The sequence below is a fragment of the Bordetella genomosp. 7 genome (genome assembly GCF_002261415.1).
Taxonomy (GTDB): domain Bacteria; phylum Pseudomonadota; class Gammaproteobacteria; order Burkholderiales; family Burkholderiaceae_B; genus Bordetella_A.
In genome coordinates this window covers 1-25,753 of the sequence record NZ_NEVI01000019.1, presented here as the reverse complement: position 1 = coordinate 25,753, position 25,753 = coordinate 1, and the positions used below count along the sequence as shown (strand labels likewise).

Below are 25,753 nucleotides of genomic sequence, written 5' to 3'. Positions count from 1 at the left end.
GCGGCCCGCCTGGTTGCCATCGACAGGGGAATCGCATGCAAGCGCAAAGCGGTGCAGACGCACCAGTCCTGAACCCGTACCGAGACGATGCGCCGGCAGGGGCCGTGCACCAGGCGGCAGCCGGGCAGCACGCTTCGTCGGTCGAATCCATCGTCCACAGCTTCGAAGAAGCCGACCAGCACCAGAATATCGACCTGTCCGCCTATCGCTTCGAAGACTGGTTCTGCCTGGCCCTGTTCTGGATAATGGCCGTGCTGGTGTTCCTGCAGTTCTTCACGCGCTACGTCATGAACAATTCGTTCGCGTGGACCGAAGAACTGGCGGTGTATGCGCTGATCGGCGTGGTGTTCTTCGGGTCGGCCATGTGTGTGCGCATCTGTCGCCACATACAGGTCGATTTCCTGTACCGCTACCTGCCCAAGCCCTTGGGGCGAATACTGGCGACCCTTATCGACGTGCTGCGCACGACCTTCTTCGGCTATGCCGTGTGGCTGGTGTACCGCTATATAGAACTGGTGGGCGCCGAGCCCATGACCACCATCATGTGGAACAAGGCCTACGTGTACTGGCTGGCGCTGGCGGGCTTCGTGATGATGTTCGTGCGTTCGGTGCAAGTCAGTGTGCAGAACTGGCGCCAGGGCTACTCGTCGCTGGAAAACCCCGCCGCATACCAAAGCCTGGACTGAGCCACCCGCGCACAAGGAGCCCGTATGGGAATTCTGATCGGAACCTTCCTGCTGTTGATGATCGTCGGCGTGCCGGTGGCCGTGGCCATGGCCGGCGCCTCGCTGTTTTTTCTGTTGTGGTCTGGCGGAGTGCCCGACGTGGTGATCGCGCAGCGCATGATCGCCGGCGTGGAGTCGTTTCCGCTGCTGGCCGTGCCGTTCTTCATATTGGCCGGCAACTTGATGAACATCGCCGGCATCACCGGACGCATCTACAACTTTGCCGTGGCGCTGGTGGGCTGGATGCGCGGCGGGCTGGGCCAGGTGAATATTGTCGGGTCGGTGGTGTTCGCCGGCATGTCGGGCACCGCCATCGCGGATGCCGCAGGGCTGGGCACGATCGAGATCAAGGCCATGAAAGACCACGGCTACCAGACCGAGTTCGCCGTGGGCGTCACGGCGGCGTCGGCGACGCTGGGGCCCATCCTGCCGCCGTCGTTGCCCTTCGTGATCTACGGCATGATGGCCAACGTGTCGATCGGGTCGCTGTTCCTGGCGGGCGTGGTGCCGGGGGTCGTGCTGACGCTGATGATGATGTTCACGGTGGCCTATTTTGCCCGCAAGAACAATTGGGGCGGCGACGTGCCCTTTAACTGGAAGCGGCTGGCGGGTGCATCGCTGGAAGTGGCCGTCGTGCTCGCTTTCCCGCTCACCATCTGGGTGATGACCCTGTTCGGCGTGTCCGCCAACGTGGCTACGCTGGTGGCATTTGCGGCCTTGCTGGCGGCTGACTGGTATTTCGACTTTTCGGCCGTCATGGCCTTGATGGCGCCGGTCATCCTGATCGGCGGCATGACGATGGGCTGGTTCACGCCCACCGAAGCCGCCGTGGCGGCGGTAATCTGGGCGCTTTTCCTGGGCCTGGTGCGCTACCGGTCGATGACGCTGCGCTCGTTGGCCAAGGCTACGTTCGATACCATCGAGACCACCGCATCGGTGCTGTTCATCGTTACCGCGGCCTCTGTTTTCGCGTGGCTGCTCACCACCACGCAGGCGGCGCAGGCGCTCACCGACGCCATCCTGGCCGTTACCGACAACAAGTGGGTGTTCCTGCTGCTGGCCAACGTGCTGATCCTGATCGTGGGCTGCTTCATCGACACCATTGCGGCCATCACCATCCTGGTGCCCATCCTGCTGCCGCTGGTGTTGAAACTGGGCATCGATCCCATCCACTTCGGGCTGGTGATGACGCTGAACTTGATGATAGGGCTGCTGCATCCGCCATTGGGCATGGTGCTGTTCGTGCTGGCGCGGGTGTCAAAGCTGTCGGTGGAGCGCACGACCATGGCCATCCTGCCCTGGCTGGTGCCGCTGTTCGTGGCGCTGGTCATCATTACCTATGTGCCCAGCGTCAGTATGTGGCTGCCGGAGCTGCTTGGCGGACGCTGATCCCGGCAAACCCGGCCGCCTGCGGGCGGCCACAACAGGAGATCCCGGCATGTCGGGCAGATTGGAAGGAAAGACGGCGTTCGTTACCGCGGCGGGGCAGGGCATCGGCCGGGCCACTGCGTTGGCGTACGCACGTGAAGGCGCGCGCGTGCTGGCGGCCGACCTGAACCCGGACGCACTGAAGGATGTGCCGGGCTGCACGGCCATGAGGCTCGACGTGACCGACCCGGCGGCGGTGGCCCGGGCCGCGGCAGAGGCCGGGCCGGTGGATGTGCTGTTCAACGGCGCGGGCTTTGTGCATGCCGGCACGATTCTCGAATGCGACGAAGCCGCGTGGGATTTTTCCTTTGAACTGAACGTGCGCGCCATGTACCGGCTGATCCGCGCCTTCCTGCCCGGCATGATCGAGCGGCGACAGGGCTCCATTATCAACATGGCCTCGGTGGCGTCCAGCATAAAGGGTGTTTCCAACCGCTTCGTGTACGGCACCAGCAAGGCGGCCGTCATCGGCCTGACCAAGTCGGTGGCGGCCGATTTTGTGGGCCATGGCATCCGCTGCAACGCGATCTGCCCCGGCACGGTGGATTCGCCCTCGCTGCGCCAGCGTATCGCCGAGCAGGCGCGCGTCAGCGGCCAGGCCGAAGCGACGGTGCTGGCCGCATTTGTCGCGCGCCAGCCCATGGGACGCATCGGCCGCGCCGAGGAGGTCGCGGCGCTGGCCGTGTACCTGGCCAGCGACGAGTCGGCGTTTACCACCGGCACGGCACAGGTTATCGATGGCGGCTGGTCCGGCTGAACAGTTACGCTGCACATTCCGCCTTTTTCTTACTCATTACAAGGACACTGCATTCCATGAAGCTGCTGCGCCATGGCGCCAAGGGCGCCGAAAAACCCGCACTGCTAGACGCCCAGGGCCGCATCCGCGACTTGTCGGGCGTGCTGGACGACATTACGGCCGAAAGCCTGGCGGGCCCGTTGCAGCAGCGCCTGCGCGGCCTGGACGCCGACTCCCTGCCTGTCGTGACGCAGCCCGGGCGCCTGGCGCCTCCCTGGTCGGGCATGGGCAAATTCATCTGCATCGGCCTGAACTACGCCGATCACGCCGCGGAATCCGGCTTGCCGGTGCCACAGGAGCCCGTCATTTTCATGAAACCCACCAGCGCCGTGATCGGCTGCAACGACCCGGTGGTGCTGCCGCGCGATTCGGTCAAGAGCGACTGGGAAGTGGAACTGGGCGTGGTCATCGGCCGCCGCGCCCGCTATGTGCCGGTGCAACAGGCGCTGGATCATGTGGCGGGATACTGCGTGGTCAACGACCTGTCCGAGCGCGAATACCAGCTCGAGCGCGGGGGCACCTGGGACAAGGGCAAGGGCTGCGACACCTTCGGCCCGGTCGGCCCCTGGCTCGTCACCGCCGACGAAATCGCCGACCCGCAGTCGCTGGACCTCTGGCTCGACGTGAACGGGCAGCGCAAGCAGAACGGCAATACGCGCACCATGGTATTTGGCGTGGCCGAGCTGGTCAGTTATGTCAGCCGCTTCATGACTCTGCACCCCGGCGACCTGATCAGCACCGGCACGCCGCCGGGTGTAGGCATGGGCCAGAAGCCGCAGGCCGTCTACCTAAAGCCCGGCGACACCATGCGGCTGGGCATTGCGGGCCTGGGCGAACAGGAACAGCGCGTGCATGCCTGGAATCCCGAACTCATCGACGGCTAGGCCAGAACCTGCCGACTGGAACGACATCATGGGCGCCCCTATCGACCACCCGGTCATCCGCATCCATCCCGCCGACAACGTGGTCATCGCCCGGCGCCAGCTGGTGGGAGGCACGCCATTGCCTGCCGAAGGCATTGCCGCGGCGGGGCTGATTCCGCCAGGGCACAAGGTGGCGGCGCGCGCCATCGCCGCTGGCGCCCCCGTGCGGCGCTACAACCAGATCATCGGCATCGCGCGCCAGGACATCGCGCCCGGGCAGCACGTGCACAGCCACAACCTTGCGTTCTCGGAATTCGAACGCGACTATGCCGTGGGGCAGGACACGCGGCCCACCGATTACGTGGCCGAGCCTGCGACTTTCGACGGCATCGTCCGGGCAGACGGCCGCGTCGCCACGCGCAACTACATCGGTGTGCTGACTTCGGTGAATTGCTCGGCCACGGTGGCGCGCGCCATCGCCGACTACTTCCGGCGCGATATCCGGCCGCAGGCCCTGGCGGGGTTTCCCAATGTGGACGGGGTGGTGGCGCTGACTCACGGAGCCGGTTGCGCCACCGACAGCGAGGGCGATCCGCTGAAGGTGTTGCGTCGCACCCTGGGCGGTTATGCGCGCCACCCGAACTTCGCCGCGCTGCTGGTGGTGGGCCTGGGCTGCGAAACCAACCAGATTGCCGGCCTGATGGAACAGGAAGGCCTGCAGGAAAGCACGCGCCTGCATACCTTCAACATCCAGGGCACGGGCGGCACCCGCGGCGCGGTGGGGCGCGGCATCGAGCTCGTGCAGCAGATGCTGCCCGAGGCCAACCGGGCGCGGCGCCAGCCGGTGCCGGCCGGCCACTTGCTGGTGGGCCTGCAGTGCGGCGGTTCGGATGGCTATTCGGGCATCAGCGCCAACCCCGCGCTGGGCGCAGCGGTAGACCTGCTGGTGCGGCACGGCGGCTCGGCCATACTTTCCGAAACGCCCGAGATCTACGGAGGCGAACACTTGCTGACGCGGCGTGCCGTGTCCGACGCAGTGGCGCAGAAGCTGCTGGCGCGCCTGCGCTGGTGGGAAGACTACTGCGCGCGCAATAACGCGCAGATGGACAACAACCCATCGGCCGGCAACAAGGCCGGCGGCCTGACCACCATACTCGAAAAGTCGCTGGGCGCCATAGCCAAGAGCGGCACTACCAATCTGGTGGATGTATACGAATACGCCGAAAGCGTGACCGCGCGCGGCCTGGTCTTCATGGACACCCCGGGGTATGACCCCGTATCGGCCACGGGGCAGGTGGCGGGCGGCGCCAATCTCATCTGCTTCACCACGGGCCGCGGTTCCGCCTATGGCTGTGCGCCCGCGCCTTCGCTGAAGCTGTCGACCAACACCGAGCTGTGGCAGCGCCAGGCCGACGACATCGACATCAACTGCGGCGAAGTGGTCGACGGCCTCAGCAGCGTGCAAACCATGGGAGAGCGCATCTTCCGCCTGATGCTCGACACCGCCTCGGGCCGGCGCAGCAAAAGCGAGATCCACGGCTATGGGCAGAGCGAATTTGTGCCATGGCAACTGGGGGCAGTGATGTAGCGCGGGGCCAGCCGCCGGCAGCGCGCCGCATCGCCACGTGTTTTTTCTTCCATATGGGTTCTACATGAAAATCCGCAGTGCACGCGTCATCGTCTGCAGCCCCGGCCGCAATTTCGTTACCCTGAAAATCGAAACCGACGAAGGCCTCACGGGCATCGGCGACGCCACGCTCAACGGCCGCGAACTGGCCGTGGCCAGCTATCTTGCCGACCATGTCGCGCCCTGCCTGGTCGGCCGCGATCCGCACCAGATAGAAGACATCTGGCAGTTCCTGTATCGCGGCGCCTACTGGCGGCGCGGCCCCGTCACCATGACCGCCATCGCGGCGGTCGATACGGCGCTGTGGGACATCAAGGCCAAGGCGGCCGGCATGCCGCTGTACCAGCTGCTGGGCGGCAAAAGCCGCACCGGCGTCATGGTGTACGGACATGCCAATGGCCGCGACATCGATGAAACGGTGGACGAAGTGCTGCGTTACCGCGACATGGGCTACCGGGCGATCCGCGCGCAAAGCGGCGTGCCGGGCCTGAACGCCGTGTATGGCGTGGGCCGCGGCCGCATGTTCTACGAGCCCGCCGACGCCGACCTGCCTTCCGAACACGACTGGAGCACCGAAAAGTACCTGGATCACGCGCCCCGGCTCTTCGAGCGGGTGCGCGATGCGGTGGGCTGGGACACGCACCTGCTGCACGATGTGCATCATCGGCTTACCCCCATCGAAGCGGCGCGCCTGGGCAAGTCGCTGGAGCCTTTTCGCCTGTTCTGGATGGAGGACGCCACGCCGGCCGAGAACCAGGAGGCGTTTCGCCTGATCCGCCAGCACACGGTCACGCCGCTGGCGGTGGGCGAGATTTTCAATTCCGTATACGACTGCAAGGACCTGATCCAGAACCAGCTGATCGACTACATCCGCACCACGGTGGTCCATGCGGGCGGCATCACGCACCTGCGGCGCATCGCCGATCTGGCGGCCCTGTACCAGGTGCGCACCGGCTGCCACGGCGCCACCGATCTTTCGCCGGTATGCATGGGCGCCGCGCTGCACTTCGATATATGGGTGCCGAACTTCGGCATACAGGAATACATGCGCCACACGGACGAGACCGACGCCGTGTTTCCCCACGCCTATACCTTTGCCGACGGCATGCTGCACCCCGGCGACGCGCCCGGCCATGGGGTGGATATCGACGAGCAACTTGCGTCGCGCTATCCCTACCAACGCGCCTATTTGCCCGTGAACCGGCAGGCGCATGACGGCACGTTGTGGCATTGGTAATGCCATGGCTTGCCGCCTGACCGACGCCGCCCTGGCCGGCTTGCCGCATGATATTGCGCGCCCGGCCTTTGACCGGGCGCGGCTGCGGCCCGGTATCGTGCACCTGGGCATCGGCGCCTTTCACCGCGCGCACCAGGCTATGATCAACGACCTTGCGCTGGCTGCGACGGGCGACGCTCGGTGGGGAATCGTAGGCATCTCGTTGCGCAGCCCCGGCACGCGCGATGCCCTGCAGCCGCAATGCGGCCTGTACACCGTGGCCCTGCGGGACGCCGACGCCGCCGGTGCGCCGCGCGAATCGCTCAGCGTGGTGGGGTCGGTGATGCGCGTGCTGGTCGCCCCCGAGGATCCCGGCGCCGCGGTGGCGCAGATCGCTCACCCGGACACCCGCATCGTCAGCCTGACCATTACCGAAAAAGGCTACTGCCATGATCCGGCCAGCGGCCGGCTGCGGCTTGACGATCCGGATATCGCGCACGACCTGGCGCACGCCGGCGCGCCGCGCACCGCAGTCGGCCTGCTGGTGAGCGGGCTGGCGCGCCGCCGCGACAGCGGCGCCGGCCCCGTGACGCTGCTGTCGTGCGACAACCTGCCATCCAATGGCGATACGTTGCGCGCGCTGGTGCTCGAATTCGCCTCCGCCTCCGCCTGCGGCGCGCAGCTTTGCCGCTGGATCGAGACCCACTGCACTTTTCCCAATTCGATGGTCGACCGTATTGTGCCCCGCACGACCGATGCCGACCGCCGTCATATCGCCACGCGCCTGGGCGTGCATGATGCCTGGCCGGTAGTGGCCGAGCCGTTTCTGGAATGGGTCATCGAAGATCGTTTCGCGGCGGGGCGGCCGGCCTGGGATCAACCCGGCGGCGCGCGCTTCGCGAGCGATGCCCGGCCCTTCGAACAGATGAAGCTGCGCATGGTCAACGGGCCGCATTCCGCGCTGGCCTGCCTGGGGGCATCGGCGGGGCTTGATACGGTCAGCCAGGCGATGCAGGATGCCGCATTGCGCGGGTATATCGACGCGCTCATCCGCGACGAGATCATTCCGACCTTGCCCGACGTGCCGGGAGCCGACCTTGGCGCCATGCGTCTGCGCCTGCTGGCGCGCTTTGCCAACCCGGCGCTGCCGCACCGCCTGCAGCAGATCGCGATGGACGGATCGCAGAAGCTGCCGCAGCGCCTGTTGGCCACGCTGCGCGAGCGCATCCTGGCGGGGTCGGACTACCGGCGGCTGGCCCTGGCCGTGACGGCATGGCTGCATTACCTGCGCGGCCATGATGAAGCCGGCGTCACATACACCATCCATGATCCTCTGGCGGGCGAGCTGCAGGCGCTGCTTGCACGCGCAGGGCAGGGCGCTGACGCGGACCTGCGCCGCGCGCAGGCGCTGATCGCCTATCGACCCGTATTCGGCGACCTGGCCGGCCACCGCGGGCTGACCGACGCGGTGGCGCGCCATGCCTACACCTTGCGGCAGTGCGGGGTCCGCGCGGCCGTGCGCGAGGCCATATGAACCCTGACTCTACCCGCAATCTGCGTCATTGCCCCGCGTCCGAGCTGCGCGACTGGGGGCGCCGGTGCCTGGCCGCCATGCGCGTGCCCCAGGCCGATGCGGCGGCGCTGGCCGACAGCCTGGTGCAGACGAGCCTGTGGGGCGTGGATTCGCACGGCATCGCGCGCCTGCCCCATTATCTGAACCGCCTGGCCCACGGCTCGATCGACCCGTGCCCGGACATCCGTATCGAGCGCAGTGCTGCGGCCACGGCGCAGGTCCATGGCGCACGCGGCCTGGGCATCGTGGTGGCGCACCGCGCCAACCAGCTTGCCATGGAGCTGGCGCGCGAGACGGGGGTGGCGGCCGTGGGCGTCGACGATTCATCGCATTGCGGCGCCGTGGGCCTGTATAGCCGTGCCGCTGCAAAGGGCGGCCTGATAGGCATTGCGCTCACCCATTCTGATTCGATTGCCGCGCCATACGGCGGCCATGCGCCCTTCCTGGGAACCAATCCCCTGTCCATTGCCGTGCCGCGCCAGGACGGGCCGCCCGTGTGCCTGGATATGGCCACCACTTCCATCCCCTGGAATCGCGTCATGAATGCCCGGCGCGAAGGGCATGCCCTGCCTGCCGGCGTGGCGCTCGACGCCGACGGTCGCGAGGCCACCGACCCGCACGCGGCGCACGCCCTGCTGCCGCTCGGCGGCGCGGAACAAGGCTACAAGGGCTATGGGCTCGCGTTGATGATCGAATTGCTCTGCGGCCCCCTGAACGGCAATCCCTACGGACCGCACATCGGCCCGATGTACCAGCAGCTGGAGCGGCCCCGCCGCCTGGGCGCATTCTTTATCGTCATCGATCCGGCGCGCTTTGCCGGCGGGCCCCTGTTGGCGGCAACCGTCGCACGCATGGCCGCCGAGCTGGCCGCACAACCGGGGCAGCCGCGCATGCCCGGCGACCCCGAGTACGCTGCAGAGGCCGCCCGGCTGCGCACTGGCATTCCCATCGAGCCCGGCCTGTGGCGGGAATTCCTGCACTGGAGCCGCCGTCTCGGCGTAGACCCGCCTGACATCCGGGCACACTAATTGCGGCGGGCCTGCGTTTGCCTTATCAGTTCAGGAGCCCGCCATGCCGCATCCGTCCGCCGACGCGTCCGCCTCAGTCGCGCACCCTGAAGCCGTCACTACCACGCTGCGCGTCAATGGGCAGGCATGCACACTGACTCTGGACCCGCGCGCGTCCCTGCTGGATACCCTGCGCGAAACCCTGCACCTGACCGGCACCAAGAAGGGCTGCGACCACGGGCAATGCGGCGCCTGTACGGTGCATATGGACGGCCGGCGCGTCAACGCGTGCCTGGTGCTGGCCGTGTGCGCCGGCGGTCGCGACATCACCACCATCGAGGGGCTGGGCACCGAGGCGTCGCCCCATCCCTTGCAGACGGCGTTTGTCGAGCATGACGGGTACCAGTGCGGCTATTGCACGGCCGGGCAGATCATGTCGGCCGCGGCCCTGCTGGACGAACCCTGCGGCGACCACGATGACGATGTGCGCGAATTGATGAGCGGCAACATATGCCGTTGCGGCGCATACAGCAACATCGTTGCGGCGATCCAGCACGTGCGCGGCAACCGGTAGCCATCATGGAACGCTTCCAGTACACCCGTGCCGACGATATCCAGGCGGCCTTGCGCCTGGCCGCCAGCGCGCCCGGCCAGGCGCGTTTTATAGCAGGGGGCACCACGCTGGTGGACCTGATGAAGCTGGATGTCGAGACACCCGCTCAGGTCATCGACATCAACGGCCTGCCGCTGGACCAGGTGGAACAGCTCGCCGACGGGCGGACGCGCATCGGGGCCCTGGTGCGCAACGCCGATCTGGCTCGTCACCCCCGCATCGCGGCGCATTACGCCGTGTTGTCGCAGGCGCTGCTGGCGGGCGCATCGGCCCAGTTGCGCAATATGGCCACCACCAGCGGCAACCTGCTGCAGCGCACGCGTTGCGTCTATTTTCGTGACCGTGCCGCGCGTTGCAACAAGCGCGACCCCGGCAGCGGCTGCGACGCCATCGACGGGCACAACCGCAATCTGGCGGTGCTGGGCACCAGCGTGCACTGCATTGCCAGCAATCCGTCGGACATGAACGTTGCGCTGACAGCGCTGGACGCCACCGTGCAGGTGCAGAGCCTGGACGCCACGCGCGATATCCCGGTGCGTGACTTCTACCTTTTGCCCGGCGATACGCCCCATCGCGAAACCGTTCTGCAACCCGGCGAATTGATCACGCACGTCATCCTGCCGCCGCCTGTCGCGGGAGCGCGGTCGTGCTACGTCAAGCTGCGTGACCGTGCGTCGTACGAGTTCGCCCTGGCATCGGCCGCCGTCGTGCTCAAAGAAAGCGACGGCCGCATCGAGTCGGCGGCTATCGCGCTGGGCGGGGTGGGAACCCGGCCCTGGCATTGCGCACCGGCCGAGCAGCTGCTGGCAGGAGAGCGGCCCACGCTCGAACGCTACAGGCAGGCGGCGCAGGCGGCGCTGCACGACGCCGTGCCGCAAAGCGAGAACGGCTTCAAGGTCGAACTGGCGCGCCGTTGCCTGGTGCACACGCTATGCACGGCGCTGCCGCCGTCCAAGGAGGCATCCCATGGCTGAATCCGGGTTTGCGCATGCGGCCGCCATCGGCCAGCCGCGCACACGCATCGACGGCCCCGCCAAAGTGACCGGCGCGGCGCGATACACCGCCGACTACCTGCCGCCCGGCACATTGCATGGCGTGCCCGTGTGCGCCACAATCGCGCGCGGCCGCGTCATTGCCATCGATACGCAGGCCGCCGGCGACATGCCCGGCGTGCGCGTGGTCTTGCATCATGGCAACCGGCCGCCGCTCTATCGGCCGGCCGATGGCTCTATCGACGAGTCGCGCCCGCCGCTGGATGACGACATCATCCGATACCACGGGCAGTATGTGGCGCTGGTGGTCGCGGACACGCCGGAACAGGCGCAGGCCGCCGCCCGCGCGGTGGTGGTTCGCTACGCCGCCGAAACGCCCGATGTGTCGCCGCCCGCCGACGAAGACATGCCGAACCTGGACAGCAATCGCGGCGATGCGGCGCGCGCCTATGCCCAGGCGCCGGTGCAAGTCGATGCCGTCTACACCACGCCCGTGGAGACTCACAATTCGCTTGAACTGCATGCCTGCGTCGCGGTGTACGACGACGGCGACTATACGCTTTATGAAACCACGCAGGGCGTGGTCAACCATCGCAGCGTCATGGCGCAGATGCTGGGTGTCGGCAAAGAGAACGTGCGCGTTATTTCGCAATACCTGGGTTCGGGCTTTGGCGGCAAGCTCTGGCCGTGGCCGCATTCGCTACTGGCGGCGGTGGCGGCGCGCCTGCTCGGCCAGCCCGTCAAGGTGGTCATCAGCCGCGCCATGACCTTTCAAAGCGCGGGTCATCGCCCCTATACCCGGCAGCACATGCGGCTTGGCGCCACGCGCGAAGGCAGGCTGGTGTCGGTGCAGCACCACTACCTGAGCCAGGCGTCCGTCCTGGACGACTACCGCGAGAACTGCGGCGAGGCGACGCCCCGCATGTACAGCACGCCCAATCTGTCGGTCCGCTGGGGCCTTGCGCGGCGCAATGTCGGAGCGCCCACGTCCATGCGCGGCCCGGGAGCCGTGCCCGGCATGTATGCATTGGAGTCGGCCATGGACGAACTGGCCGTGGCGCTGCAGATGGATCCGGTGGCGCTGCGCCTGCTTAACGAACCCGAGCGCGACGAAGCCACCGGCCTGCCGTTCTCTTCCCGCCACCTGCGCGAATGCCTGCAGCAGGGCGCAGAACGTTTCGGCTGGTCGCGCCGCCGGCCCCAGGTGGGGTCCATGCGCCAGGGCGACCTGGTGCTGGGCTGGGGAATGGCCGCCTGCTCGTGGCCGGGCCTGCGCATGGCCACGGACGCCAGCGTCAGCCTCAATGCCGATGGCACGGCCAGGCTGGCGTGCGCCACCCAGGATATCGGCACCGGCACGTATACCGTATTGGCGCAGCTGGTCAGCGCCGAAACGGGCATTCCGGTCGATCGCATCCAGATAAGCCTGGGCGATACGCGCCTGCCCGCCGGCCCCGTGTCGGGCGGGTCGGCCGCCACCGCCTCTGTGGTGCCCGCGGCCCTGGCCGCCACGCGCAAGGCGGTGCAGGCGGCCTGCAAGCTGGCGGTCGCCGAAGACGGCCCATATGCCGGGCGCAAGGCCGATGCGCTCGCGATTCGCGATGGCCGTCTTTGCACGGCGGGCGACGCCGCCGATGCAGGCGTGCCGTTTGAACAGGTGCTGCAAGGCGCCGGAGTCGCGAGCGTGTCCGGCAACGGCCACGGCGTCAGCGGCAAGGAAGTCAGGCAGAAGTATTCGGTCAGTTCGTACGGCGCGCATTTCGTCGAGGTCACCTGGCACGCGCCCACCGCGCGGCTGCGGGTGTCGCGCGTCGTCACGGTGATCGACGGCGGACGCATCATCAACCCGCGCACCGGCCGCAACCAGATCGAAGGCGCCATCATCATGGGCGTGGGCATGGCCATGCTGGAACACACGCACTACGACAGCCGCTCGGGCGCGCCGGTGAACAGCAACCTGGCCGATTACCTGGTGGCCACCCATGCCGATGCGCCACAGCTGGACGTCGCCTTCCTGGACTATCCCGATACGGTCTTGAACGAGGCCGGTGCGCGCGGCATCGGTGAAATCGGCCTGGCCGGCATCGCGGCGGCCATCACCAGCGCCGTGCACCATGCAACCGGCGTGCGGGTGCGCGACCTGCCGGTGCGCATCGAAGACCTGCTGCAGGCCTAGCTTCGCGCGGCTACCAGCGCACGCCCAGGCCGGTGCTGTACACCGATTCGTTCAGGCTTTCGAAGCTGCTGCTGACCTGGTTGCGCGCGTACTTCAGGTACAGCGACAGCCAGCTGTTCACGTTGTAGCGCACGCCGGCCTCGCCATTGATGGCCACCTGCGCGTCGCCCTCCAGCGGGCGCAGCAGCTCGCCCCGGGTAAACAGCTCGAATTCCTTGCCGCTGAAATACCGCACATAATCCCATCGCACGCTGGCCGCATAGGCGGCATCGCTGCGGCCATCGCTATAGCCATAGTGCACCCGCCCCAGCAGGGCCGACAGGGAAAACGCGCCCAGCTCGTTATCCCAGAACTGATAGCCCGGCCCCGTGCCGTACGCTGTCTGGCGGTCCAGGTCTTCGATCCAGTCCCGCCGATGCATCAGGCGGGTCTGCCAGAACGCCTTTTCGGTAATGAACCGGTCCAGCGTGTAATTCAGCCCGTAGTTGTCGACGTTGATGCTGCCGTTTTCCTTGCTGCGCTGATAGGCGGCTGTCAACTGGTGCCGCCACAGGGCGTGGCGGATCGTCGTATCCAGCGTGGCTGAATAGTCTTGCGTATCGGTCGATGCCGTGCGCCGGTCGGCCGCCATGTCCAGCCGTCCCGTTATCGAGGTCTCGCGCAAAAAGGGGCGCGGACGCACCACGCTGTCGAGCCGGGCCAGGGGCACGTCCGCCCGCACGGCTTCCGTGCCTTCGCTATCGCGCCGCAAGCCTATCAGCATTACAGTGCCTGCCTCTGCGCCCGCCAGCCTGGCCCGGTAGTCGTGTTGCATCGATCCGTCGCGCACCACCAGCGGCGTGTCGCTTTGCAGCGTCTTGACGTGGCTGATATCGATGCGCACATCGCCGCCATAGTCGGTGCGTATCAACAGATAGCCACCGTCCAGCGACTGTATCGTGCCTGTCAGGCGGTCGCCATTGTTCAGCCAGACGGTGTCGGCTTGCGCCATGCAGGCCCACAGCGCCAACGGCGCGGCCATCAGGCGCGGCAATGAAAAGGTAAAAGTGAACTTGTGCGCGGGCGGCCGGTACATGGGAAAGCAGAAGTGGACGTAACCGCCATGCTAAACCCGAGCCCGTCCAGCCATGTGACCGTTTCCATCAGGAAGCGGCACGTTATTACGCCTTACGACGGCTGGCCGCCATGATCCGTATCCGCAGCGAAGGCTTCGTGCGCACTGCGGCTGCCGAAGCGCTCGGCCACTTGCCGCGTGAACACGGCGCCAAAGAAGAAGATCTGGGCGGAATAATAAATCCACAGCAGCAGGGCGATCAGCGAGCCCGCCGCGCCGTACGCCGACACCGTGCCGCCGCGCCCCAGGTACAGGCCGATGCCCCATTTGCCCACCAGGAACAGCGCCGCCGTCACGATCGCGCCGGGAATGACATCGCGCCAGGGAATCGTCACACTGGGCAGCAGCTTGTACACCACCGCAAACAGGGCAGTAACCACGGCGAACGAAAACAAGTTCGCCATCCATCCGGCCACCACCGCAAACGTAGAATTGCTCCACAGGTCGCCGTAGTAGCCCTTGGCCGCGCCCAGCGCGGCGTTGGTCAGCAGCGATATCAACAAGAACAGCGCCAGCACCAGCACCAGGCCGAAGGCCACCATGCGGCTGCGCAGCACGCCCTGCAGCCCCGCCTTGCGCTGGTCGGTCGCGTCCCAGAGTTCGTCCAGGCTGGCCTGCAGCTCCGCGAAAGCCGTTGTCGCGCTGAACACCAGCACCCCTATCGACAACAGAGCGGCCAGCCAGCCGCCGCCCGATTCGTGCGCGCTGGCCAGCACGGTCTGGATGACTTCGGCCCCGCGCGGGCCGGTGAGCTCGCGCACCTGTGAAAACAATTCCGAGCGCACCGCTTCTTCGCCAAAGAAAATACCCGCCACCGCGATGACCAGGATCAGCATGGGCGCAAGCGAAAACACCATGTACAGCGACAGGGCCGCGCCCTTGCTGGATGCGCGGTGCCTCGACCATTGCTTCGCCGAATCAATCAGCAGCCCGTAGATTTCCGAAGGGCGCAACATTTGCAGCAGGCGGGGCGGGATAGTCATGGCTCATCTGGCAGTCCGGATGCCGGCATTGTAGGGTCGCAAACCGGCAGGCCACAATCCGCAAGCCCCGTGCCGCGCGGACGGTCGCGCCCAACAAAAACGCCCCCAAGGGCGAACCCTTGGGGGCGTGATCCTGGCATATCCCCGGGCAGGCCCGGGGATAACGCATCGGCAAGCCGGACTTAGAAGTCCATGCCGCCCATGCCGCCCATGCCGCCGGGCATGGCCGGCGCAGCGGGCTTGTCTTCAGCCAGTTCGACCACGGCGGCTTCAGCCGTCAGCAGCAGGCTGGCCACCGAAGCGGCGTTCTGCAGGGCGGTGCGGGTAACCTTGGTGGGGTCCAGCACGCCTTGTTCGACCAGGTCGGTGTACTCGCCGGTAGCGGCGTTGTAGCCGTAGTTGCCCTTGCCGTTCAGCACATTGTTCACCACCACGCTGGCCTCTTCGCCGGCGTTGGTCACGATGGTGCGCAGGGGCTCTTCAACCGCGCGCAGAATCAGCTTGATGCCGGCATTCTGGTCGGCGGTGTCGCCCTTCAGGTCGGCAATGGCTTGCTTGGCACGCAGCAGGGCCACGCCGCCGCCAGCCACCACGCCTTCTTCCACCGCAGCGCGGGTCGCGTGCAGGGCGTCTTCGACGCGGGCCTTCTTTTCCTTCATTTCGACTTCGGTGGCAGCACCGACGCGGATCACGGCAACACCGCCGGCCAGCTTGGCCACGCGCTCTTGCAGCTTTTCACGGTCGTAGTCGGAAGTGGCTTCTTCGATCTGGACGCGGATCTGCTTGACGCGCGCTTCGATCGACTTGCTGTCGCCAGCGCCGTCGATGATGGTGGTGTTTTCCTTGCCCACTTCGATGCGCTTGGCCTGGCCCAGCTCTTGCAGGGTGGCTTTTTCAAGCGACATGCCGGTTTCTTCGGAAATGACCACGCCGCCGGTCAGGATGGCGATGTCTTCCAGCATGGCCTTGCGGCGGTCGCCGAAGCCAGGCGCCTTGACGGCGGTGGTCTTCAGGATGCCACGGATGTTGTTCACCACCAGGGTGGCCAGCGCTTCGCCTTCGACGTCTTCGGCGATGATCAGCAGAGGACGGCTCGACTTGGCGACTTGTTCCAGCACGGGCAGCAGGTCGCGGATGTTGCTGATCTTCTTGTCGAAGATCAGGACGTACGGGTCGTCCAGCGCGGCGACTTGCTTGTCGGGGTTGTTGATGAAGTAGGGCGACAGGTAGCCGCGATCGAATTGCATGCCTTCGACCACGTCCAGCTCGTTTTCGAGCGACTTGCCGTCTTCGACGGTGATGACGCCTTCCTTGCCGACCTTGTCCATCGCGTCAGCGATGATCTGGCCGATGGATTGGTCGCTGTTGGCCGAGATGGAGCCAACCTGGGCGATTTCCTTGCTGGTGGTCACCGGCTTGGATTGCTTGGCCAGTTCGGCCACGGCAGCGGCCACGGCCTTGTCGATACCGCGCTTCAGGTCGATGGGGTTGAAGCCGGCGGCTACGTACTTCAGGCCTTCCTGGACGATGGCCTGGGCCAGCACGGTGGCGGTGGTGGTGCCGTCACCGGCGTTGTCGGAGGTCTTCGAGGCGACATCCTTGACCAGCTGGGCGCCGATGTTCTCGAACTTGTCTTTCAGTTCGATTTCCTTGGCAACGGAGACGCCGTCCTTGGTGACGGTGGGGGCGCCGAACGAACGCTCCAGCACAACGTTGCGGCCCTTGGGGCCCAGGGTGGTTTTCACCGCGTTGGCGAGGACATTGACGCCGCGGACGATGCGGACACGGGCGTCGTCGGCGAACAGGACTTGTTTGGCAGCCATTGTGAGCTTCCTTCGAAAATTCGGTTCAGGTAATTACTGGATCACGGCGAGGATTTCTTCCTCGCGGATGACGAGCAGCTCTTCGCCGTCGACTTTCACCGACTGGCCGGCGTACTTGCCGAACAGGACTTTGTCGCCAGCCTTCACGTCAACCGGCAGCACTTTGCCGTCTTCGGTCTTCTTGCCCGGGCCAACGGCGATCACTTCGCCTTGATCCGGCTTTTCGGCGGCGCTGTCGGGGATAACGATGCCCGAGGCAGTCTTGCGCTCGTTGTCCAGGCGTTTGACGATCACGCGATCGTGCAGGGGACGCAGGGCCATGAGGAAACTCCTGTTTCTATATAAGAAGATGAAAATGATCGGATTCAGGCCGGGCGCGCTGTTAGCACTCACCGGCAGCGAGTGCTAATTATAGGGATGATGTGCGCAGGTTCAAGGGGGAGTGGGGTTGTTGTTACATTTTGCGGCGCAGATCGGAGGTGGAATTCAGTCCGCTGCGTCGGGCAGGGCTGCCGCGACTGCTGCGTCGTTTATTCTATAAACGTTGTATCATCGAATAATGAACGAAGACCAAGCCATTGCCGCGCTTGCAGGCCTTGCCCACCCCCAACGCCTACGCACATTCCGCGCTCTCGTCGTGGCCGGGCTTGCGGGCCTCACCCCCAGTGTCCTGGCTGACCAACTTGGCGTTGCCCGCAACACCCTGTCTTTTCATCTCAAGGAGCTCGCGCATGCTGGCCTGGTCAGCGTCGAGCAACAGGGACGCAATCTGGTCTATCGGGCGGATTTTTCCCGGATGAATGGATTGCTCGGGTATCTCACAGAGCATTGCTGCGAAGGGGCCTCGTGCGACGCTTCCGATCCGGGCGGCTGCTCTATCTGCCGATAAGGGCCGGCTGCTGTGCTCCCACCGCACGCGCTTCACTCGCTGCTGCCGCGAAATTCCGATGTTGACTCCTGCTGCGTCCACGGCCCCGCTGCGCACTGAAATCTCGTCTTGCATCAACAGAGGTATCCCATGAGTTCCATCACGATCTATCACAACCCTGCCTGCGGGACGTCCCGCAATGTCCTGGGCTTGATTCGTAACAGCGGCGAAGAGCCAGCCATCATCGAGTACTTGAAAACTCCGCCTGACCCCGAAACGTTGAAATCGCTGATTTCTGCCATGGGCGTGCCGGCGCGAGACATACTCCGGCAGAAAGGCACACCATACGACGACCTGAAACTGGTGGATTCGAAATGGACGGAAGAGCAGCTGATCGACTTCATGCTCAAGTACCCGGTCCTGATCAATCGTCCCATCGTGGTTACCCCTCTCGGCACTCGTCTCTGTCGACCATCTGAGGTGGTTCTGGATATCTTGCCGCACCCACAGCGCGGCACATTCAACAAGGAAGATGGCGAACCGCTGATCGACGCGGAGGGCCGTCGTGTCTGATTTGCTCGTCGATCTGCCCAACATTGACCCGTCTCTTTTCGACGTTCCCAGGCCCGCGGAACTGTTTGCATCCACGCGTTCGACCCACGCGCCCCGCTTCTTGCTGCTATATGGATCGTTGCGCGAGCGGTCCTACAGCCGTCTGGTTGCCGAAGAGGCGGCGCGACTGCTCCGGGCCCTGGGAGGCGAGACGCGCTTGTTCAACCCGTCCGGGCTTCCATTGGTCGATGATGCCAGCGACAGCCACCCGAAGGTTCGCGAGCTGCATGAGCTGGTGCAATGGGCGGAAGGCATGGTCTGGAGTTCGCCGGAACGCCACGGCGCCATGACAGGGGTGATGAAGACGCAGATCGACTGGATCCCGCTTTCGGTGGGCGCCCTGCGCCCGACCCAGGGCAAGGCGCTTGCAGTCATGCAGGTCTCGGGAGGATCGCAATCGTTCAACGCAGTGAACCAAATGCGCTTGCTGGGCCGCTGGATGCGGATGCTGACAATACCCAATCAGTCGTCTGTAGCCAAGGCGTACCAGGAGTTCGACGATACGGGGCGCATGAGGCCTTCGCCTTACTATGATCGTATCGTTGATGTCGTGGAGGAGTTGGTAAAGTTCACCTTGCTCACGCGGGATATCGCACCGTATCTTGTGGATCGCTATAGTGAACGAAAGGAAACTGCAGTTGCCCTTTCCATGAGCCGAACCCCACAGGGGAACGCGCCGGTTTTGTAATGATGGCAACGCTTCGTGACCCCGGGCCCGAGCTGAAGTAACCGGTAATCTTGCCGGCATGCGGTAACAAAGAACGAGGAGTGGAATGATCTACCTTCACTCCATCTCTTTGCAGCAAGGTGCTTACATGAAAAAAATCCTGGCATAACAAGTTGTATGGGGCTCAGTCGTGGCGGGCGGTGTCAAACCTCGAAGTCGCCGCCATCGTCCGAAAAATCGCCTTCATCCTCGTAAGGCGGGGCAGCACCCTCGTCTGCCGGGGGAGCCTCGGCGGCCTGCGCCTCGTTGCCGGTGAACAAGCTGCCGAGCAGGTTGCCCAGCACATGCCGCCGGCCACGCCTACTGCGGTCTGCAGCGCGCCGGCCATGAAGCCTCCGCCCGCGGGCGCCGCGTTGTTGCGGCCAAAGCCGGTGCCCAGGCCGCCCGCGGCGGGACCTGCAGCCGGGGCGCGCCTGCCGAATGCCGTCGAGGGGCTGGCGGCCGTGGGGCTTGAGCCCGAAGGCTGCGCCGCGGCAGAGGGGTTCTTTTGTAGTTCCTGGATGCGCGCTTGCGCATTCTGCAGGGCCTGTTGCTGCACCAGCACGGTCTGCGCCAGGTAATAGGCAGAGCCAGGGTTCTTCTGCATTTCCTGGCGTATCAACTGCTCGGCGTCGGGATCGCGCGGATGCCCCTGCCGTTCGAGTTCCTGGATTCTGCTGAATACGCTGGCAATTGCGTCGCGGTCTTGGTCTTGCATAAGTGAATCTCCTGTAAACAGGGGGGTTGTCAGTTTGCTGCTGCCGCCGTTGCGGCGGCTTCCTGGTACGCGCGCACTTGCCCGATGCGCAAGCCATCGCGCGAAGTCACCTCGAAACTCCAGTCGCCCCAATGGATGACTTCGCCCACGACGGGCAGATGTCCGCACACGCGCAGCAATGCACCCGCCAATGTCGCGTCGGGCAAGGGCCGGGCCAGTTCGGCGCTGGCCAACAGCAGCCGCGCTTCCTCGATGGGCATTCCGGCATCCAGCAGCCAAGCGCCGTCTTCAAGGCGGGTGGCCTGGCTTGCCTCGCCTTCATGCTCGGGCAGTTCGCCGCCCACGGCCGTCAGTACATCCATCGGCGTCACCAGGCCTTCGCAGCTGCCGAGCTCGTCGACCACGATCAACATATGGTCGCGCGATTGGCGCAGCACTTCCAGCACCTTGAATACCGGCGTGGTTTCGATGACGAAGTGCGGCTCGCGGGCCAATTCAACCAAGTCGACGGGGCCGGGTTGCTGTAGCGCGGGCATCACGTCTTTGAAGTGCACGACGCCGATGACGTTGGACGCGTCGCGCTCGCACAGGGGCAGGCGCGCGTGCCCGCACGAGAACTTGCGCACCACATCATCGGCCGAGTCGGCCACGTCCAGCCAGACCATTTCCATGCGCGGGACCATGATCGAGCGTACGTCGCTGCTGCCCATGGCCAGCACGCGTTCAATGAGACCGCTTTCTTCGGCGGTAACCGCGTTGCCGCTGGCGATGCCGTCGACCAGCGCCGCGACGTCGTCCACGGATCCCGGTGCGCCGGTCTTGCCGCCGCGCAGCAGCCGCAATACCGCCTGGGCGGTGCGTTCGCGGGCGGTCAGCCCGTGGCTGCGGCGGCTGCGGTTGCGGCGCGCCAGCTGGTTGCAGGCCTCGATCATGATCGAGAAGCCGATGGCGGCGTACAGGTAGCCCTTGGGCACATGGAAGCCCAGGCCCTCGGCCACGAGGCTGAAGCCGATCATCAAGAGCAGGCCCAGGCACAGGATCACCACCGTGGGGTGGCGGCCCACGAATGCCATCAGCGGCTTGCTGGCCAGCATCATGACCGCCATGGCCAGCACGACCGCGATCATCATGATGCTGAGTTCCTGCACCATGCCGACGGCCGTGATGACCGAGTCCAGCGAAAACACGGCATCCAGCACGACGATCTGCAGAATGACCTGCCAGAACACCGCGTGCTGAACCGTTTGCGTGTCGCCGTGCGCCTGCCCTTCGACCCGTTCGTGCAGTTCCATGGTGCCCTTGAAGAGCAGGAACAGGCCGCCCAGGATCAGGATCAGGTCGCGCCCTGAAATCTCGGTGCCGAACACCGTGAACAAGGGCTCGGTCAGTGTGACGACCCACGCGATGCTCGCCAGCAGGCCCAGGCGCATCAGCATGGCCAGTGTCAGGCCGATCACCCTGGCCCGATTGCGCTGTTGCGGCGGCAATTTGTCGGCCAGGATGGCGATGAAGACCAGGTTGTCGATGCCAAGGACGATTTCAAGAATGATCAGCGTCGCAAGCCCCAGCCATGCCGTGGGGTCGGTCATCCATTCAAATATCATTACGAATTCCGGGAATAGCGCGGGCGCGCAATACGCAAGCGTTGCGGCGGATTGAGGGGAAGCAGGAGTGAAGCGGGTCGGGCGGGGCCCTGGGCCGCCGCGCGCGGGATGCGATGCGATTCACCTGCGCCGTGGCGCGGAGATGGTCGCTGCAGGTAGGTATGCGCCTGGACGAACGGCCTGCCCATTGCGCGACAACGGGACAGGGCCAATGGGCTGGCGATCTTGCGAGGGAAGCGCCACGTGTGAACATGCACGTGCGGCGCGGTGGTACTGGGTGGTTCTGAGTCCATTATGTTGATGCGCGGCGTCCAGTTGTTGCCCGTGGTCGCCCCGCATCACCGAAACTTACAAGAAACTGAATGATAACGAAGAATCGCGAGCCGCGCATCTTCGCACAATCGCCGGCCCGGCGAACGACGTTTCGTGGGCCTGTCTGGGGAAAGGGCCGCCGTGGCTGCCGCTTTGCGGGTAAGGTATCGTTTTGATTCCGCTGATTTTTCGCCTTACTGGCCTGCCGATACCATGAGAATGCCGCGTTCAGTCTTGCAATCCCTTGTGGCGGCGCTCGCCTGCGCGTGCCTTGCGGCCTGTGCCGACAGCCCGCCCCGTCAGGCCGATATCGACTACCGCACCCGCCCGGCCCGGGGCACGCCGGCGCCGGACGGCACGCCGCAAGGGGCTTCGCAGCAGCGCCTGACCATTCAGTCGGGCGAAGGCGAAAAACTGAATCTTCCCTGGTTTATCCGCGACGCCCAGGATTGGGTGAATACGCATTAAGGCCAGCGCCCCCTGCGGCCGGATCAGGCGTCCGGTGCGACGGCTTGCTGTACGGCCCTTGCGGCGGGCGTATTGCCGGGACTGACGACCGCGTACAGGTAGCGGCCTTGCTTCCAGTACTGCGCCATCAGGTCGCCGTCGCGGCGCTTGCCATGAGTGAAGTTCAGTGCGCGGCCCGGCGAGCGCATGTAGTACAGGATGCTCTCGCCATTGCTGGCCTGATACAGCACGATGGCGGCGGGGCCGGATTCCGTCGACATCAGCCGTCCGCCCACTGGCCGGTAGCCATAGGCATTGAAATCCGGCAGGGGCGCGGGCTGCATGAAATGCCGGTTCAGCCAGGCCTGCAGTTCCGAAGGTTGGCTGGAGCGGAAGTCGACCATGTTCGCGGCCGCATCCGCTGCGAACATGCGATACGCATGCACGGCATCGGCCATGGGCAGGTAGCCGGAGCGCATGGCGGTTTCCCTTGCCTGCCAGCCGCCCAGGCTGCCGATGCCCAGGGTCAGCGCAACCGTGGCGGCAAGCGCCATGCGTTGGCGGCGGCGGGTGCGCAAGGTCTTGCGCACGCAGGCGGGATCCAGCCGTTCGGGGGCAGCGTAGCGGCTCAGGTCGGCGTGCCGGCGCCGCAATGCCTCGGTCTGGCTTCGGATCTGCTCGATCTCTTCGGCGGCGTCGGGGTGCGACGCCAGATAGGCTTCGACATCCTGGCGACGTGCCGGATCCAGTTGCCCATCGGCATAGGCATGCAGGTCATGTTCACTGGGGATCAGCATGGTCATTTCATCAAGCGCAGCCCCGGCGCGGGGGCGGTGCGCCCTTCTGTCAGGCTGCGCAGCGCCTTGCGGGCGCGCGACAGCCGTGACATTACCGTCCCGACCGGGATATCGAGCACATCGGCCGCTTCCTGGTAGCCCAGGCCCTCGACCGATATCAGCAACAGCAGGCTTTGCTGGTCGGCGGTCAGGCGAGCCAGGTCGCCCAGCGCCTCGCGCGCCAGCGCGACGTGCTCGGCCGAGGGCGCGCGCGGTTCGGGCGAGCCGCTGAAAAAGTCCAGGATGCGCGCGTAGCGCCGGTTGCGGCGCTGGGTGTCAATGAAACACCGATAAAGAATCGCAAACAGCCAGGCCCGCAGGTCACCTTCCGGGCGGCGGCTGCCGGCCCGCGTCAGCGCGCGTTCCAGGCAGGACTGCACCAGGTCGTCGGCGTTGGCCGGGTCATGCGTCAACGACAACGCGAAGCGGCGCAGCCGGGGCAGCACGTCGCGCAGGTCTTCGTCGGTAAAGCCCGCCGCCATGGATAAAAAGCGCCTTTAAAAGTCAACGATGCCAGTCAGACGAATGGCGGCGCGGATTATTCCCGCCGGGGAGGGTGGTTACATATGTTGTTGTTATAGCGCCTTCGCCTGCGCCGCGGTATGGGCGGCGATGTATCGCGTATTGAATGAATGGCCATTCGATTTTTTAATTCTGGCCGGATACGCGGCACGGCGCCCCACAGAGGGCGCTATCAATATGCCCGGTGGGCAATGTAAAAGCTCAGCCGCCGGGCCCGTCGTCGGCCGCAAGCGGCCGACGCGGCTTATTCATCCGTGCATCCGAGTTCTTTCGCGATGATCCACTTGAACAGCGTCACGCCGCCCAGAATAATGGTCAGGCCCTTGGCGTCTCGCAGGCGTCGTACGACGGGCACGCCTTCCATGAAGCCCATGCCGCCGAAGATGTCGGTGGCATAGTTGGCGGCCTTCAGGGCGTTTTCCGCGGTCACATACTTCACCATCGCGGCCTCCGATACCGTCAGTTCGCCGCGGTCGTAGCGCCAGGCGGCCCGGTCGCGCAACAGCGTGCTGATCTCGATATCGGTGGCCATTTCGGCCAGCCATCCCTGGATAAGCTGTCTTTGCGACAGGGTGACGCCCCAGGTCTTGCGTTCTTTGGCGAAGCGCAGCGCCTCGTCAAGGCAGAAGCGCTGCCACGGGCGACACGTGGTTCAAGGTGCCGCCATGCATCAAGGTGACCTTGACCGGCCGGCTGCCCAAGGGCGTGCTGGGCAAAGACATTTACCTGCGCCTGCTGCAGGACCTGCGCGGCAAGGCCGAAGGCTGTGTGATCGAGTTCGACGGCCCTGGCGTGGCGACCATGCCGCTGGACGTGCGCATGGCCGTGGCCAACGGCGCGCCGCATATCGGCGCCACGACCATGATCTTCCCTTCTGACGACGTGCTGTTGCAGTATCTGGAAGGGCGGGCGCGCGAACCGTTCGTGCCGGTGCAGGCGGACGCCGACGCGGTGTATGACCAGTATTACCAATACGACCTGTCATCTTTCGAGCCGCTGGTTGCCGGTCCGGACGACCCGACCGTCATTGCGCCGCTGCGCGCATTGCAGGCCACGCGCATCGACGCGGCGTATATCGGGTCGTGTTTGTCGGGCCGCCTGGAAGACCTGGCGCAGGCCGCCGAGATACTGAAGGGGCGCAGGATCAGCGAGGGCGTGCGCATGGTGGTGACGCCGATTTCTACCGAGGTGATGATGCAGGCCGTCGAGGCCGGACATATGGCCACTTTCATCGCGGCTGGGGCCACGGTGACGGCGCCGGGCTGCGGCGCGTGCTTCTATGGCAATGCATCGCCGCTGCACCTGGAAGAGGGCGAGAACTGCATTACCGGGTCGGTCGAAAACTGGCCTGGCCGCATGGGTAGCAACAAGGCGAAGATTTATCTGGCCAATGCCGCCGTGGTGGCTGCGTCCGCATTGGCGGGCCATATCGCCAGCCCGGACATGGTACGGGCGAACCAGGCGGCTGCTGTTACACGGGAGCAATCATGATTCTATCGGGACGAGTCTGGAAGTTCGGCGACCAGCTGCGCAGTAGTTATTTCGTTTCCGGCAGATACGACCCGCTGGGCCGCGCCGGTAAGTTCGAGGAACTGGCGCAGCACGTGCTGGAAGATGTGGATCCGACGTTCGTGAAGAATGTCCGCCCTGGCGACTTGCTGGTGGTGGGCACGGCGTTCGGCACGGGCAAGCATCTTGATGGGCCGATCAACGCGTTCAAGGCGCTGGGCATCTCGGCGGTGCTGGGCAAGAGTTTTTCCGCGGCCTGGGAGCGGGACAGCATCAATCTCGGCCTGCCGGCGCTGGCATACCCCGAACTTTACGATCACGTCGAAACGGGGGATGAGCTGGAGATGGACCTGCGCGGCACGAAAGCCATCAATCGCAGCCGCCAGACCGCCATTGCCGTGCACCCGACGGATCCGGGATTGCTGGAATTGCTGGAAGCCGGGGGCGTTGCCGCATATACCGCGCGGCGCCTCGGCGTAGCCGACCGTCCCGCCGCTGCGTCCCACCACGGCTGAACCTGCCGTCTGGTAACACAAGGGGGTGTCAGGCACCTTCGTGAAGTGACCCCCAAAAGTTGGATATCAACTTTGGGGTTATTTCATGGAGAAGTACAGTGAATCGGTCAAACTGGCGTCGGCTCAGGAGTATTGCGAGGGCAATGCCGGGATTGCGGCGGTAGCGCA

25 protein-coding genes and 1 pseudogene are annotated in these 25,753 nt (G+C 65.4%); 17 read left to right on the top strand and 9 right to left on the bottom strand.

Annotation, left to right across the window (positions count from 1 at the left end; genetic code table 11):
• Window positions 1-35 precede the first annotated feature (35 nt).
• The 11 genes from CAL18_RS14515 (at window position 36) to CAL18_RS14465 (ending at window position 13,016) form a co-directional block, all read left to right on the top strand.
• Window positions 36-686 (top strand): TRAP transporter small permease, encoded by a 651-nt coding sequence (locus CAL18_RS14515; protein WP_094818145.1) that lies wholly within the window; start codon window positions 36-38, stop codon window positions 684-686.
• A gap of 24 nt (window positions 687-710) precedes the next feature.
• Entirely contained in the window at window positions 711-2,114 is a 1,404-nt protein-coding gene (locus tag CAL18_RS14510) for a TRAP transporter large permease (RefSeq protein ID WP_026639164.1), read from the top strand.
• Between the two features lie 49 nt (window positions 2,115-2,163).
• Entirely contained in the window at window positions 2,164-2,910 is a 747-nt protein-coding gene (locus CAL18_RS14505) for an SDR family oxidoreductase (protein ID WP_094797216.1), read from the top strand.
• A gap of 56 nt (window positions 2,911-2,966) precedes the next feature.
• Complete coding sequence (locus CAL18_RS14500) at window positions 2,967-3,833, top strand: fumarylacetoacetate hydrolase family protein (RefSeq protein ID WP_094797215.1); 867 nt, start codon at window positions 2,967-2,969, stop codon at window positions 3,831-3,833.
• 28 nt (window positions 3,834-3,861) lie between these two features.
• On the top strand, window positions 3,862-5,400 hold the full coding sequence (locus tag CAL18_RS14495; protein ID WP_094818144.1) for a UxaA family hydrolase: 1,539 nt from the start codon (window positions 3,862-3,864) through the stop codon (window positions 5,398-5,400).
• Window positions 5,401-5,464: 64 nt separating this feature from the next.
• Window positions 5,465-6,676 carry a D-mannonate dehydratase ManD gene (gene manD / locus CAL18_RS14490; protein ID WP_026639168.1) on the top strand — a complete coding sequence of 404 codons (1,212 nt, stop codon included), beginning with the start codon at window positions 5,465-5,467 and terminating at the stop codon, window positions 6,674-6,676.
• Window positions 6,651-8,189: a mannitol dehydrogenase family protein gene (locus CAL18_RS14485; RefSeq protein ID WP_249278415.1), complete on the top strand. Its 1,539-nt coding sequence runs from the start codon at window positions 6,651-6,653 to the stop codon at window positions 8,187-8,189. Before manD ends, CAL18_RS14485 begins: the two co-directional genes overlap by 26 nt.
• Window positions 8,186-9,256 carry an Ldh family oxidoreductase gene (locus CAL18_RS14480; RefSeq protein WP_094797212.1) on the top strand — a complete coding sequence of 357 codons (1,071 nt, stop codon included), beginning with the start codon at window positions 8,186-8,188 and terminating at the stop codon, window positions 9,254-9,256. The genes CAL18_RS14485 and CAL18_RS14480 overlap by 4 nt, the downstream gene beginning before the upstream one ends.
• A gap of 43 nt (window positions 9,257-9,299) precedes the next feature.
• The gene (locus CAL18_RS14475; RefSeq protein WP_051423711.1) at window positions 9,300-9,809 is read left to right on the top strand and encodes a (2Fe-2S)-binding protein; all 510 of its coding nucleotides are present in this window, start codon (window positions 9,300-9,302) and stop codon (window positions 9,807-9,809) included.
• Between the two features lie 5 nt (window positions 9,810-9,814).
• Entirely contained in the window at window positions 9,815-10,822 is a 1,008-nt protein-coding gene (locus tag CAL18_RS14470) for an FAD binding domain-containing protein (RefSeq protein WP_094797211.1), read from the top strand.
• Window positions 10,815-13,016 (top strand): xanthine dehydrogenase family protein molybdopterin-binding subunit, encoded by a 2,202-nt coding sequence (locus tag CAL18_RS14465; RefSeq protein ID WP_094797210.1) that lies wholly within the window; start codon window positions 10,815-10,817, stop codon window positions 13,014-13,016. Before CAL18_RS14470 ends, CAL18_RS14465 begins: the two co-directional genes overlap by 8 nt.
• 10 nt (window positions 13,017-13,026) lie before the next feature.
• Here the strand turns inward: CAL18_RS14465 and CAL18_RS14460 are convergent, their stop codons facing one another.
• The 4 genes from CAL18_RS14460 to groES all read right to left on the bottom strand — a co-directional run bounded on the left by CAL18_RS14460 (window position 13,027) and on the right by groES (window position 17,257).
• Window positions 13,027-14,091, bottom strand: coding sequence for a DUF481 domain-containing protein (locus CAL18_RS14460; RefSeq protein ID WP_094818142.1), 1,065 nt, complete (start codon window positions 14,089-14,091; stop codon window positions 13,027-13,029).
• Between the two features lie 92 nt (window positions 14,092-14,183).
• On the bottom strand, window positions 14,184-15,113 hold the full coding sequence (locus tag CAL18_RS14455) for a YihY/virulence factor BrkB family protein (protein ID WP_170940355.1): 930 nt from the start codon (window positions 15,111-15,113) through the stop codon (window positions 14,184-14,186).
• A 182-nt stretch (window positions 15,114-15,295) separates the two neighbouring features.
• Window positions 15,296-16,936: a chaperonin GroEL gene (gene groL / locus CAL18_RS14450; protein WP_026639174.1), complete on the bottom strand. Its 1,641-nt coding sequence runs from the start codon at window positions 16,934-16,936 to the stop codon at window positions 15,296-15,298.
• Between the two features lie 33 nt (window positions 16,937-16,969).
• Window positions 16,970-17,257: a co-chaperone GroES gene (gene groES, locus CAL18_RS14445; RefSeq protein ID WP_026639175.1), complete on the bottom strand. Its 288-nt coding sequence runs from the start codon at window positions 17,255-17,257 to the stop codon at window positions 16,970-16,972.
• Between the two features lie 238 nt (window positions 17,258-17,495).
• Between groES and CAL18_RS14440 the strand changes: the two genes are divergently transcribed.
• From CAL18_RS14440 to arsH, 3 genes are all read left to right on the top strand, one after another.
• On the top strand, window positions 17,496-17,825 hold the full coding sequence (locus CAL18_RS14440; RefSeq protein WP_081745679.1) for an ArsR/SmtB family transcription factor: 330 nt from the start codon (window positions 17,496-17,498) through the stop codon (window positions 17,823-17,825).
• Between the two features lie 129 nt (window positions 17,826-17,954).
• A complete protein-coding gene (gene arsC, locus CAL18_RS14435; RefSeq protein WP_026639177.1) occupies window positions 17,955-18,377 on the top strand; it encodes an arsenate reductase (glutaredoxin) in 423 nt (140 codons plus the stop codon).
• Window positions 18,370-19,104, top strand: coding sequence for an arsenical resistance protein ArsH (gene arsH / locus CAL18_RS14430; protein ID WP_026639178.1), 735 nt, complete (start codon window positions 18,370-18,372; stop codon window positions 19,102-19,104). Before arsC ends, arsH begins: the two co-directional genes overlap by 8 nt.
• A 163-nt stretch (window positions 19,105-19,267) precedes the next feature.
• On the opposite strand, the gene CAL18_RS14425 is transcribed toward arsH, so the two are convergent.
• Window positions 19,268-19,840: a DUF2076 domain-containing protein gene (locus tag CAL18_RS14425; RefSeq protein WP_094818140.1), complete on the bottom strand. Its 573-nt coding sequence runs from the start codon at window positions 19,838-19,840 to the stop codon at window positions 19,268-19,270.
• Between the two features lie 29 nt (window positions 19,841-19,869).
• Window positions 19,870-21,444, bottom strand: a complete 1,575-nt coding sequence (locus CAL18_RS14420; protein WP_094818139.1) for a TerC family protein — start codon at window positions 21,442-21,444, stop codon at window positions 19,870-19,872.
• Window positions 21,445-21,969: 525 nt separating this feature from the next.
• Here CAL18_RS14420 and CAL18_RS14415 point away from each other — a divergent pair.
• Entirely contained in the window at window positions 21,970-22,224 is a 255-nt protein-coding gene (locus tag CAL18_RS14415; RefSeq protein ID WP_094797197.1) for a hypothetical protein, read from the top strand.
• A gap of 23 nt (window positions 22,225-22,247) precedes the next feature.
• Here CAL18_RS14415 and CAL18_RS14410 read toward each other — a convergent pair whose 3' ends face one another.
• The 3 genes and pseudogenes from CAL18_RS14410 to CAL18_RS14400 form a co-directional block, all read right to left on the bottom strand.
• Window positions 22,248-23,000 (bottom strand): anti-sigma factor family protein, encoded by a 753-nt coding sequence (locus CAL18_RS14410; protein ID WP_249276325.1) that lies wholly within the window; start codon window positions 22,998-23,000, stop codon window positions 22,248-22,250.
• A 2-nt stretch (window positions 23,001-23,002) separates the two neighbouring features.
• Window positions 23,003-23,521, bottom strand: a complete 519-nt coding sequence (locus CAL18_RS14405; RefSeq protein WP_026639183.1) for a sigma-70 family RNA polymerase sigma factor — start codon at window positions 23,519-23,521, stop codon at window positions 23,003-23,005.
• Between the two features lie 284 nt (window positions 23,522-23,805).
• Window positions 23,806-24,174, bottom strand: a pseudogene (locus CAL18_RS14400) (acyl-CoA dehydrogenase family protein); the annotation flags it as partial.
• Window positions 24,175-24,236: 62 nt separating this feature from the next.
• Here CAL18_RS14400 and CAL18_RS14395 point away from each other — a divergent pair.
• Entirely contained in the window at window positions 24,237-25,052 is an 816-nt protein-coding gene (locus CAL18_RS14395) for an aconitase family protein (RefSeq protein ID WP_249276324.1), read from the top strand.
• Entirely contained in the window at window positions 25,049-25,585 is a 537-nt protein-coding gene (locus tag CAL18_RS14390; RefSeq protein WP_094797195.1) for a hypothetical protein, read from the top strand. The genes CAL18_RS14395 and CAL18_RS14390 overlap by 4 nt, the downstream gene beginning before the upstream one ends.
• The last annotated feature ends 168 nt before the right edge of the window (window positions 25,586-25,753 follow it).